This is a genomic window from Bacillus cereus, assembly GCF_015071065.1.
Classification (GTDB): Bacteria; Bacillota; Bacilli; order Bacillales; family Bacillaceae_G; genus Bacillus_A; species Bacillus_A cereus_BA.
The window spans coordinates 113,347-125,549 of the sequence record NZ_VOVA01000005.1; the positions used below are offsets into that span (position 1 = coordinate 113,347).

A 12,203-nucleotide genomic window follows, 5' to 3' on the forward strand; every position below is an offset into this window, starting at 1 on the left:
CTTTCTGTCGAAAATTCGTTATTATTAATGATGGGTGTCGGTCAAACACCCATCTGGCGGGCGGCGCTAACAACTCCCCAGTTGTTCTTATTTACTAAGTACATGTCGCTCGCCAATATAATTTACACGCGGACGGAACAAACGATTGTTCGCATGTTGCTCAATTACGTGTGCACATAGCCCTACTGTTCTAGAACTAAAGAAGATTGGTGTGTAAAGTTGAATTGGAATACCAAGCATCCAATATACTGGAGCAGCATAGTAATCAAGATTCGGATAAATGCCTTTTTCCTTCTCCATAATCTTCTCTCCAGCTTCACACATTTCATATAGTGTATAATCGCCTTTTACATCACAAAGCTGTTTTAAAGCTTCCTTCATCATAAGTGCTCTTGGATCCATCTTCTTCATATACACGCGATGTCCAAAGCCCATAATTTTTTCTTTGTTATAAAGTTTCTTCTGTAATAGTTCTTCAAATTTCTCAACATTGCCAGCTTCTAAAAGCATGTACATAACCGCTTCATTTGCACCACCATGTAAACTTCCTTTTAAAGATGCAACTGCACCTGTTAGAGCACCGTATAAATCCGATTGTGTTGATGCAATTACGCGAGCTGTAAATGTAGAGTTTGGCATTTCATGTTCACTATATAAAACAAGGGAACGATCAAAAATCTTTTCCTCAAGTTCAGTTGGTTTTTTACCAGTTAACATATAGAAGAAATTCGCACTATATGACAATTCTTGAAGGGGCTCAATTGGCTCCTCATTATTTAAAATATGATAGCTATTCGCTACAATATTTGGCACTTTACTTAAAAGCTTGTACCCTCGACTTTTATTCACTTCTAACGAGCGGTTTTCGATATCACTATCGTAACCAGCTAACGCAGACACACCTGTACGTAACCCATCCATAGGATGCGTTTCTTTAGGCAACGCCTTTAGCACATTAAATACACCTTCTGGCACTGCATATTCTTCTTTTAACTTCTTTTCAATTGTTGCTTTTTCATCCTCATTCGGTAGATGTTCTTCTAATAAAAGGTGCACAATGTCTAAATACTCTTTTGTTTTTGAGAGTTCGATTAAATCATACCCTTGAATTACAATTTCACCTTTTACTGTGTCAAGAAACGAAATTTTCGTCTCCGCTGCTACTACACCATCTAATCCCGGGGAAAATTTTTCTTCAGCTTTCATCATTATTTCCTCCAATCCTAATAGATCTTCGTGCACATAACTGTAAGCCTTTACAATACTGTGAAACTACATTTCTATTTCAATGTATCAGAGTTTTTAGAAGATTTCAATTTATTTTATAATGATAAGTTCCCTATACTTTTACTGCTGTAACAATACAATTTTTCAAAAATAATTTTTAAATTTTATAATGAAAGGACAGACTTCTTATTATTTTTTTGAAATCAAGATATAACGATACCCCATATAATCCCACAATATATAGCTTTATTCCCTATTTTCTTTTTTAAAATAAAAAAATGAGCTGTATACATATACAGCTCGTTTCCATATTATATTTATTTCACAATTCCTTAAATATAATTTTTATATACAATTTATTTATTTTTAATAAAGTTATGATTTTACATAATTAAATTGAATTTCTTCCGTTTCTATTTGATAGCTAACAACTAAATGATAGTTTTGAAAATACCAAAGGTCATCAAAATCTATAAAAAATAGAATACCGTCTTTTTCAACTGACACTATTTCCCCATCTGGTTTCTCAGTAGAAATTCCTAAAGAGTATCCAGGCTAAATTGAGCTATTTCCTCCGTATCTTACAATAAAGTGAAACTTTAATCAGTGGGGGTTTTGTCCCTCCCCCACTGATTATTAGCCCTCACCAATCGGGCATTTACGAGCAGTTAATCTCCTGCCTAACTCCCTTGTATTTGCTGAATTTTGAGGTGGAGGTCTTACTGCTCGCAAATAGCGGGGTAAATCGAATAGATTCATCACGCTTTATACGTAATTCTTCCTTAAACCATTGTAGAGCATCATGATCAATTGAAATTTTCATCTTTGCTCCTCCTGGTTTACGCAAATTCTTTTTTTCCTAATCGCTGTTTTACAAAAATGACAAAAATAATTAAAGCTATTAATCCTGAAATGGCACTACCTGTAAATAAAATACGGTAACCAAACACTTGTGAAACAATTCCAAGTAAAATCGCACCTAATCCAATACCTAAATCAAACGCGGTAAAGAATGAAGCATTAGCAACTCCTCTTTTACTCGGAGCAACAATTGTAAGCATTGCTGCTTGCAAAGCAGGCTGTGCTGAACCGAATCCAACACCGTATAATGCCGCTGCAATAACTACACCCATTACACTATTTGAAATAGTTAAAACAACTATAGCTAAAATGGTAATACATAGTGCCGGGAGTATGATAAATACTTCTCCATATTTATCTAATAATTTACCTGAAATTGGCCTTACAATTGTTAAGGCAATTGCATATACAAGAAAGAATGTACCAGGATTCACATCAATTGATGATGCAAATAACGGTAAAAACGTTGTAATTCCTCCATATGCAAATGATAGAAAGAAAACAACAATCGTAATTGATAAAACGGATTTTTCAAACAGCTGAATTTTCCCATTTTCTTTTTGTGGTGTAAACGGCATTTTCGTGATTAATGATAATGCGACTGCCATAAAAGATAAAATCGTAGCTAAAAGGAATAGACCATGAAATGAATAATTTTGCACAACCCATAATCCAATCATCGGGCCGATTGCCATTGCAATTGTCATCGCCATTCCATACCAGCCCATTCCTTCTCCGCGGCGTGAATCTGGAATAATATCAGTTATTGCTGTTCCAACAGCTGTTGTAGAAACTGCCCATGTTACCCCATGAATAACACGTAAAACCACTAAGATTATAATAGTTGATGCTAAATTATAGGAAAACATTGTTAGTCCAAAAAAGATAAGACCCCAAATAATAAAAGATTTCCTGCCATATTTATCTAACATACCTCCAATAATCGGGCGTATTACAACTGCGGCTATCGTAAACATTCCCATCATCAGTCCAACTTGCGATTCATTCCCACCTATTTCTTTAATAAAGAGCGGGAGCGTTGGAACAAGCAAATAAAACCCTGTAAATAAAAATAACATCGCGATAGTCATTTGGATAAATGATTTCGTCCATAATCGTTCCATTAAAATACCTCCATAAACACGTAAAATATTACGATCAACACATCCATTGTATATGCTTCATATTCCTTTTCCCTCCGCTATTAGACGTATCTTTTCGTAATAAATGGTCCACCATCAATTCACATTGGTCTTACGACTTTGTACGTATGTTCTTTTCGAAAGTCCTAGATATATGTACCTTTATACGTGTTAAATGAATATACTACTTTATCATTGCAACTTAGGAGTGTGATTGTTTTCATGTGGGTATCACCAAGAATAACCGTCGTTGTCCCATCAGTTCCCTCAGTGCATGTGCCTGCCGTCCATACAGCCAGTTCAGATGTTGGTATCGAGCTCCCCGCTTCCTGGCAACAATATCAGCTCCCTGGCCAAGTAAGTCCGTCATTTTGGCATCAAGGCGCACATCCTGGTAGTACTACCTTTTATAACCCCAGTTATGCTCCATTACCTCCGACTCAAGTCTTTTATCATTTTCCATCAATTTATTTTCAAAATTTCTATGGTACTTTTAACATTTAAAAATAATATTACTCTTTATAATACAAAAAGCACCAAAGAAACCGTTTTTCCCGGTACCTTTGGTGCTTTTAAAACGCATTATTTATTGTCCATTATTGGAAGGAGCCTCTCCTGTATTCCCGCCAGTAGTTGGTGGGGTTGGAGTTTCTTGGCCACCTCCAGTGGTTGGTGGATTTGGAGTTCCTTGACCACCTCCAGTGGTTGGCGGATTTGGAGTTCCTTGGCCACCTCCAGTAGTTGGTGGGGTTGGAGTTCCTTGACCACCTCCAGTAGCTGGTGGGGTTGGAGTTCCTTGACCACTTCCAGTAGCTGGTGGGGTTGGAGTTCCTTGGCCACCTCCAGTAGTTGGTGGATTTGGAGTTCCTTGACCATTTCCATTGTTTTGTTCATTTTGCTTATTCTGTTCCTCTTGTTTCTTTTGCTCTTCTTGCTTCTTAAGTTCATCTTGCTTCTTTTGCTCTTCTTGTTTCTTAAGTTCTTCCTGTTTCTTTAATTCCTCTTGATTTTTCTCTTCTTCAGTTTTTGGCTGTTGGTCTTGTTTTGGTTGTTTCGTTGTATCCGGTACGCTCGTATTTGGAGATGAATCACGTTTTTCACCTTTTATACGGAGCTCATCACCCTCTTTAATAACACTACTTGGCATTTTAAATTGTGATGTATCTGTAGCTAACTCACCCATCATTTCTTTGAAAATCAACTGTGCAATTTTCGTATTTTTACTACTAATATAATCGTCTTTACTATCTTTCATATATCCAGTCCATACTGCCATCGTATACTGCGGTGTATATCCTGCAAACCAACTATCCCGAGTTGCACTTTCTGGAATGTTGTATTTCGCTATTTGTTCTGAAGCATAGTTTGTTGTACCTGTTTTACCCGCGATATCTAAAGAACCTACATTTGCAGATGTACCAGTACCTGATGTAACTACAGAACGAAGCATATCAGTAATCATATATGCTGTAGAATCCGCCATAACTTGTTTTGGTTTTTGTCCAAAACTTTGTGACTTGCCATCTGGATAAACTACTTTCTTAACAAAATGCGGTTTCGTATATTTACCATCATTACCAAATGCCGCATAAGCACCCGCTATTTCAGTTGGTGATACTTCGTTTGTACCAATCGCTGTAGATTCTGTCGGTGCTTTATTAAATGTAATACCTAGTTTCTCAGAGAAGTCTTTCGATTTATTAATTCCCACTTCTTTTGCAGTTTTAATCGCTGGAATATTACGTGACATTTTTAATGCATCACGCATTGTAATTGGTCCTAAATGATTTCTATCTGCATTTCGAACTTCTTGACCACTTGAATACTTAAATGGAGAGTCATCAATTTGATGATAGGTAGCCCATTTTAAATACTCAATAGCAGGAGCGTAATCAAAGATTGGCTTCATTGTAGAACCAGCTGCACGATCTAATTCGATTGCCATATTATGCCCTTTAAATACTGCTTTATTCTCACCACGCCCACTACCTATAGCACGTACTTCACCTGTTTTCGTATCCATAAATGTGAATGCACCTTGAAATTTATCATTTGGGTAATTAATAATATTTGTATTTAAAATATTATCAGCCAATTTCTGTGCTTTTGGATCCAACGTTGTATAAATTTCTAAACCATCAGAACCAATATTAGCATCTGGTAATTCTTTTTCTACTTCTTTCACAACCGCATCCATAAATGCAGGATATGGCATTGTTTGTTCAGTTACAGTCTTAAGCCCATCTGTTACTGGAACTTTTGACGCTTCTTCCATTTCTGCCTTTGTAATATAACCATGTCGATTCATTAAGTTTAGTACAGTATTTCTTCTTTCTGTTGCCCTTTCGACATTTTCTTTTTTCGTTGGATCATAGTTATTCGGTGCTTTCGGCAAACCGGCAAGCATCGCAACTTCTGGTAATGTTAAATCTTTCAATTCTTTACCATAGTAGTTTTGCGCTGCTGTTGCGATTCCATATGAACGGTTACCTAAATTAATTTTATTTAAATACATCTCTAATATTTCATGTTTTGAATATTGTTGTTCTAGCTTATACGCTAAATATATTTCCTGAACCTTACGCTTTGACGTTTTTTCCATCGATAAGAAGTAATTTTTAATAACTTGCTGCGTTATCGTACTTCCACCTTGAGAGCCATAATCTCCTTTAAGACTAACTAAAACCGCACGTGCAGTACCCTTAAAGTCTACCCCGCTATGCTCGTAAAAACGTGCGTCTTCTGTCGCTAAAAATGCATTTTCTACTAATTTAGGAATTTGATCATACGTAACATTCGTTCGCTTTTCTTTCCCATATTCATATACCAAATTCCCGTCTTTATCATAAATTTTTGAGGATAACGGATTAACAAGTTTTGATTTCTCAAGTTTTGGCGCATCCTTTATCATAACGAAAAAGGTAGCAACCCCTGCCACTAAACCTACAATACCAAGTAGTAAACAACTGATTAAAAATTTACGAAAAAACGATGTTTTACCTTTTGGTTTTGTTTTTTTAGAAGCTGGCTGTTTTTTCTTTTGAACTTGTCGTCGCTCCTCTCGAGAACGATAATTTTCTGACATGTTACTTTCTCCTGCCTTTCAATTCTCCCGTTGATTTACATGAAATATTGAGGTCACCTTCACAAATATACTTATATTTAGAAAGTTTATTAACCGGAAGCATTCAATATTTTCCCAATTCACAGATTATAAATTTTAGAATACTTCTTATACAAACTATATTCACCTCTATTTTTTTCTAATAATACTGCCCCTTAAAGCATAGAATGTAAGAAGTGAATTTTTAATACCTCGTATAAATAATATACCTTTTTTTCAAATGGTCAATATTTTCTTATTTATAAATCAAAGGTGAAATAAAAATAGCACAACTATATGTACTTCGTGTGAACTTCCTTATAATTACGTATAACGAACATTTAATATCTTACATATAAGTATAATACCCCTTTAATTATAAGGATTTCAATACCACAGTCCCCTTGCCTACAAGAAAACATCTTAAATGAAAAGTAAGGAGTTGCGTAATGATGAAATTATCTCCCGTTATATCAAGAAATATAGTTGCCGTTGGCTATAACCCTTTTTCAATGATTTTAAGAATCCAACTAAAGAACAGTATGTATGATTTCTTTAACGTACCAGAAAGCATTTACACCGGTTTATTAAACGCACACTCTAAAAGTTATTATCATAATACCTTTATTAAAAATTCTTACCGCTATACTAAAATTTAAACTTGATTGGCATACAAAAAAGAAAGGCGAATCAAATCCCCTTTCTTTTTTGTATGTTTCCACTCGCAATTTACCTTCTATTTCTTTTATTAATTTCATCGTACGCTTGAACTTGTCTTTTAAGTCGCCTATCGGCTTTTTTATCATGTACAACAAGAACTGCGTGTATCGCTCCTGGAACCCAAAAAATCAAGGTTAAAATGAAATTAATAATCGCTTGAAACGGCTTTCCGCAAAATAAAACAGCTACCGGTGGAAGTAGAATTGCTAATAAGTACATCATGTCTGAAAAACTCCTTAATGTTTATTTTTCAATTCTTACCCATCCATCTCCTACACTATCAAACCTATGAAATCATGTTATTTCTAAAAGCGTATATAAGAACTCATCATTACAAAATCACATATAATAGTATAACTAAATGAGGAGCCTCTCACTAACGTTAACAAGCTATTTTCACCTGTTCGTTTATATGTATATTCTACGCCAATATGAAAAAGCCTACAAAAAGAATTATCACATCAATCTTGTCCTACTTCTAAAGTTGAAATACTCCAAACTTCATTTAAATGAGTATTTCATTGCCTTTTCTTAGATTCCACTCGTTGTTCCTCTACTATTTCAGTTAATCCAATTGCTGAAATTACAGTACCTATTGCCTGTATCCAAATACCTATTAGCCCTATTATACGTTGATCTTCTTTATCTATATTACTGTCTTCATTTCCCTTTTCTTCTTTTGATATATTGTGAATACCTTCATATGCTTGTAATCCTGCACCTAAACTTTGCATTGAATTCCCTAATACAATAATCCACTGTATTCCATTTATCTCATTCAATGCTACTTCTACTCCTAAAAAAGCTCCAATTGATTGCAAACTATTCCCAGTAATTATAAGAAAATCATTTTCTTTCATTTGTTCATTTAGATTCAAATACGCTCCTATTACATTCGAAATATTACCTAAAGCTAATAACTCAATCCCCGTTTTCGCTAGCGCTTTATTTTTATTATCTATAGTTACATCTTGCTTCTCACATTTATCTTCATCTTTCGCATCAATAGTTGCTATAATTTGCAATATATATCCGAGGGCTTGTAATGAACTCCCTACAATAACAAGATCCGACTCAATCTTTTCTTCTCCTGCAAACCCTCTAGTTGTTCCAATAGCTGCTATAAGATTTCCTCCTACTTGAAACCATGCCCCTGTCAATTCTAAATCGCGTAGGTTCATTTTCCATCACCTATATTAAAATTTTCTAGTACATTCTAAATAAACAAATATCACCTTTAATTCATTATTTTATTTTTCATATGTAATTTTGTGCATCACATAATGTACTAATAATAAAAAAGAGCACCTTTCCGGTGCTCTTTTTTAGCAAGGAGTTTCTCGATGAAGATGTAATAAGCAAATGCTTCTTATATACTTCAATATATGCTTGTCCTTTAAAACTGTGAATACAATATTTAATACCTATCTGAACAATAACTCTATGCCGGACATGTCAATGAATCTCCGTTTTTATCTATTGTTATATTTAATATATAATGAATTGCTTTATGTGACCACATTGCAGGTGTAGGAGATTCTTTTACATATTGAGGTGCACATGAATGAAGCATTGGAGAACTAATACTTCCACCAGGATCTAATGCCACTACAGCCAAGCCATTTGGCAGTTCCATCGCCATAGATTGAGTGATACCTTCAATAGCAAACTTCGAAGCACAATATGGCGCAAGTTCAGCCTCGCCTTCTCTTCCCCAACTAGAGCTCATATTAATAATAATTCCTTCTTTCCTAGCTATCATCGCCGGGACGAACGCCCTTATGACATTTACTACCCCGTTCACATTTACACTCATTACACTTTCAAATTCTTGAGCGGTAATTTTCCAAAGTGGTGCATTTTGATTAACAATCGATGCATTATTTATTAACAGATCGGGAGCCCTATATCTATTAAGAATATAACTTGCCCATTTACTAACTTGGTGAGAATCTGAAACATCAATTATTTGAAAATCATGTGTAGCACCGTAATATTTATTAAGCTCTTCAATTTTATCTTTCGAACGTCCACACCCAACTATGTTCCAGCCCAATTCATGAAACCTATCAACCATTGCACGTCCTAACCCTTGCGTTACTCCAGTAATAATTACAAGTTTTCCAATGTCGTTTCGCTCCAATTTCCTCTCCTCCTTTCAATTTATATTACTCTTTTCATTCTTATTCAACCTCTCACTTAAGTATCAATTCATTTCATACTTTAGAAGTATTTTTGATATTACATATTACAAACAAAAAGAGTAACCATCATAGTTACTCTTTTTGTTTGTATCGTTATTATTTTAAAATTGTATCTTCTCTTTCCTACATTTCTCACATCGATAAATATAGGCTCCACCTTAATGAAAGTATATTTATGTTTACATTTCGATTTTTCAAATACTTTTCAATCCACTTTTTCAACTTAACAGAGCCCATCTCTATCAAAGAATTTCCACCTAGTCTTGTAACATACTTTTATTTAAATTCTCAATCTCATTTTGCAACTTTTTAAATTGCTCAAAATGCATTGTTATAGATTGAATACTATTCCTTTCAACATTTTGCTTCACTAATAAAACGCCTGTATCGTGAAAAATCGCTTCAAGTTCTTTCCTTATAGATACTTTCGTAATATATGCTGTTTTAATTGCCGATAAAATTGCTATTTCATTAAACTTTAATTTTATTTCATTAGGACAAAATGCTTTTTCGATCAATGTAACATCATTACTATAAATAAAAGCAACAAGTTTACTTGATTCTGCATCTGTTAAATCCACTATTTTTATAACATTATCCATTACATTTCGCCTCCTTTAATTCTATATATATTAATTATCCGAATTTATTCTTTTTAAAATTCAACTCTTCGTTAATTTTAACATACTTTTTGCTCGATTGATTAAACAAAGCTTCAAACATTTTTCTATTCCGGAATATTTGTCAAATGAACCAATTAGACTATACCTTCATATAGTAATGCAAACAATTACTTATAAAGTAGGTGAAAATTATGCCCTCAATTGTTGGGAATTTAGTTGTACAAAATAGTAACGGATCTTTTAACTTAGGTGATTTCTACAACGTTTCTCCAAAAGAGAATACGAAAGCTTATAACGGCTCTGGCGCGTCTAACGTTGGTTTCGTAGTGAACACTTTTAGTGGGGTTAGCGCGACTAATACATTTGATTCTGATCTAGCAGATCAAAACCAAGTTGGTACAGCCTAGCCTAACCAGATCTGTAATCATTTTTGTATAACATTTTAAAATTTGTCTATACTATACTCAGGCTGATACACAGCTATCGTCGATTTTTTGAGTGCCAATCTTTTTCTCCCTTTCCCTGGGACTAAGCAGCTAGCTTGCAGCTAGCTGCTTTTTCATTTAGTTCTTCACCTCTTCAAAAAAATTAGGATTTTACAGGTAGCCTGACTAACAGCCCAATTATGAGGTGTAAATCTAATTGTCCGCAAATAGCTGGCTAAATTAAAGAAGCTAAACTTCAAAATTCAGCTTCTTTTAAGTTATATCAATTATGTCCCTTGTAGAAAATATATATGTTTTATAAAATGCATCTGTACATTTTACAATTTGTTGAATTGGATTTATATGAACCACTGTCATATAACTCGTAAGTATGTATCCTTCTTCAAAATATGTCACTAACATCTCTTCTTCAGACAATAATGAAGTTAATAATTTGTCTGAAATACTTTCTTTCGCTTCATTCGTTATTAGCGGTCTTTGAACTTTTAATTTCTCTCCAATAATTTTTCTCATACTTAATAATTGTTCCGACATTACTGTAAACGGAACCCACTCTCTTCCTTTTTCCTGTATCTTTACATAATTCATTTTCTTTACTCCTCAATTTTCTACATCTATCTATTCATAAAAATAGAAACTTTACTTCTAAATACACTTCATCCATCTCTTATTTATATGTAGCGTAGCTTTCTAATTCAAAACTATTTATGCATTTGTAAAAATCCCCACCCCAAAAGAACGTTTGTTCTAATTATACACGAACGAACGTTCTTTCGGAAGTGCAACATGTAAATTTTCAAACAAAATGCAACTTTAATCTATGAAGTTTATTCATACTTATTGATTACTTCCTTTTATTAATCAAATTTCTTTGCACTTCCTATCACATCATAGAATACGTGCAGCAACAATAAAAGCGACTCCACCTAATGTGAAGTCGCTTTTATTGAACTAATTATATTTCTAATTTTACTTTTCTATCCTAACTAACGTTCTTTCTGGAATACAAATTTCAGCTACATCTCATTAACCATCCTTCAACAAAAGCATATATTTTTATTATGAACGAACCACAAAGCTTTAGAAACTTATGATGTAAAACAATTCATTCCTCATAAGTTTCATATATATCGACAATTACTACCATTTATCCCGCTATTTGCAGGCAGTAAGACTCACACTGATGAATGTTTCACTTTCTTTATTGAATAAGCTTGGGTTGCATTATAATATGTAATTCTCTCTCTGTTTCTGTTTTTTTCGGATTTCGATAGTATTCCAGTTTATATTCTAATACTTCATACTCAACCATCCCAATCTTTATCTCTTTTGTTTCTTTTAATACAGCTAATAGAACGCTTATATTTTCATTAGATGATTCAAAAATTTTCCCTCCGCCTTCTCTCTTAAAAATAACTTTCATATATTCTCCTCCAAGTTAATTTAATAATCTAGTAAATATAAAAATATTCATCCTATTTTAATAAATAATTTATATCATCATTAAGAACATCCTTTTGTAATAAATGTTCAACATGTCACTTCCTATAAAGTTAATTTATACTCCAATAAATATGATATGTACCCTTCTTTAAATTATGTCCCCTATTCAATTTCTAAGAAAATATATTTAGTTTATATTTAACAAAATTAATTAACTAAAACATTATCATTTCAACATTTTGCGAAGTAATTGCTTATTCCTTTTTATTTACACCAAAATTTTCTATTGTAATTCTTAATATTTAAATGTAATATTGTATTGTCTTACTATCTATTTATAACTCACACACTAACGAGAAAAGGGAACTCTATATGAGTTCCCTTTTCTATTGAAAATTAAAAAACAGAAATATAGCACTATGCTAAATCTCTGT

General features: G+C 33.5%; 13 protein-coding genes and 1 pseudogene. 3 read left to right on the top strand and 11 right to left on the bottom strand.

From position 1 onward, the window contains the following. Positions 1 to 87: 87 nt before the first annotated feature. The 4 genes and pseudogenes from mmgD to FT637_RS15960 form a co-directional block, all read right to left on the bottom strand. Entirely contained in the window at positions 88 to 1,209 is a 1,122-nt protein-coding gene (gene mmgD / locus FT637_RS15945; protein ID WP_193647123.1) for a citrate synthase, read from the bottom strand. A 393-nt stretch (positions 1,210 to 1,602) separates the two neighbouring features. Next, positions 1,603 to 1,818 (bottom strand): annotated as a pseudogene (locus tag FT637_RS15950) (HesB/YadR/YfhF family protein); the annotation flags it as partial. Positions 1,819 to 1,885: 67 nt separating this feature from the next. Further along, a complete protein-coding gene (locus FT637_RS30625) occupies positions 1,886 to 2,050 on the bottom strand; it encodes a hypothetical protein (RefSeq protein ID WP_193647124.1) in 165 nt (54 codons plus the stop codon). A gap of 16 nt (positions 2,051 to 2,066) precedes the next feature. Continuing rightward, positions 2,067 to 3,212, bottom strand: coding sequence for an MFS transporter (locus FT637_RS15960; protein WP_193647125.1), 1,146 nt, complete (start codon positions 3,210 to 3,212; stop codon positions 2,067 to 2,069). 240 nt (positions 3,213 to 3,452) lie between these two features. Here FT637_RS15960 and FT637_RS15965 point away from each other — a divergent pair, with 240 nt between their 5' ends. Further along, the gene (locus FT637_RS15965) at positions 3,453 to 3,734 is read left to right on the top strand and encodes a hypothetical protein (protein ID WP_193647126.1); all 282 of its coding nucleotides are present in this window, start codon (positions 3,453 to 3,455) and stop codon (positions 3,732 to 3,734) included. A gap of 82 nt (positions 3,735 to 3,816) precedes the next feature. Here FT637_RS15965 and FT637_RS15970 read toward each other — a convergent pair whose 3' ends face one another. Beyond that, positions 3,817 to 6,315 (bottom strand): transglycosylase domain-containing protein, encoded by a 2,499-nt coding sequence (locus tag FT637_RS15970; protein ID WP_193647127.1) that lies wholly within the window; start codon positions 6,313 to 6,315, stop codon positions 3,817 to 3,819. Positions 6,316 to 6,782: 467 nt separating this feature from the next. Here FT637_RS15970 and FT637_RS15975 point away from each other — a divergent pair, with 467 nt between their 5' ends. Continuing rightward, complete coding sequence (locus FT637_RS15975) at positions 6,783 to 6,992, top strand: KTSC domain-containing protein (RefSeq protein WP_193647128.1); 210 nt, start codon at positions 6,783 to 6,785, stop codon at positions 6,990 to 6,992. A 70-nt stretch (positions 6,993 to 7,062) separates the two neighbouring features. Here the strand turns inward: FT637_RS15975 and FT637_RS15980 are convergent, their stop codons facing one another. The 4 genes from FT637_RS15980 to FT637_RS15995 all read right to left on the bottom strand — a co-directional run bounded on the left by FT637_RS15980 (position 7,063) and on the right by FT637_RS15995 (position 9,859). Beyond that, a complete protein-coding gene (locus FT637_RS15980) occupies positions 7,063 to 7,275 on the bottom strand; it encodes a YqaE/Pmp3 family membrane protein (RefSeq protein ID WP_002065263.1) in 213 nt (70 codons plus the stop codon). Between the two features lie 296 nt (positions 7,276 to 7,571). Next, positions 7,572 to 8,234, bottom strand: coding sequence for a DUF6944 family repetitive protein (locus tag FT637_RS15985; RefSeq protein WP_193647129.1), 663 nt, complete (start codon positions 8,232 to 8,234; stop codon positions 7,572 to 7,574). A 260-nt stretch (positions 8,235 to 8,494) separates the two neighbouring features. Next, on the bottom strand, positions 8,495 to 9,196 hold the full coding sequence (locus FT637_RS15990; RefSeq protein WP_193647130.1) for an SDR family oxidoreductase: 702 nt from the start codon (positions 9,194 to 9,196) through the stop codon (positions 8,495 to 8,497). Positions 9,197 to 9,514: 318 nt separating this feature from the next. Further along, on the bottom strand, positions 9,515 to 9,859 hold the full coding sequence (locus FT637_RS15995; RefSeq protein ID WP_193647131.1) for a hypothetical protein: 345 nt from the start codon (positions 9,857 to 9,859) through the stop codon (positions 9,515 to 9,517). Between the two features lie 212 nt (positions 9,860 to 10,071). Here FT637_RS15995 and FT637_RS16000 point away from each other — a divergent pair, with 212 nt between their 5' ends. Then, on the top strand, positions 10,072 to 10,287 hold the full coding sequence (locus FT637_RS16000; RefSeq protein WP_098387464.1) for a spore germination protein: 216 nt from the start codon (positions 10,072 to 10,074) through the stop codon (positions 10,285 to 10,287). 291 nt (positions 10,288 to 10,578) lie between these two features. On the opposite strand, the gene FT637_RS16005 is transcribed toward FT637_RS16000, so the two are convergent. Together FT637_RS16005 and FT637_RS16010 are read right to left on the bottom strand one after the other, a co-directional pair. Then, positions 10,579 to 10,914 (bottom strand): YolD-like family protein, encoded by a 336-nt coding sequence (locus tag FT637_RS16005; RefSeq protein ID WP_193647132.1) that lies wholly within the window; start codon positions 10,912 to 10,914, stop codon positions 10,579 to 10,581. Between the two features lie 613 nt (positions 10,915 to 11,527). Then, positions 11,528 to 11,749 (bottom strand): hypothetical protein, encoded by a 222-nt coding sequence (locus FT637_RS16010; protein ID WP_078174218.1) that lies wholly within the window; start codon positions 11,747 to 11,749, stop codon positions 11,528 to 11,530. Between the last annotated feature and the right edge of the window lie 454 nt (positions 11,750 to 12,203).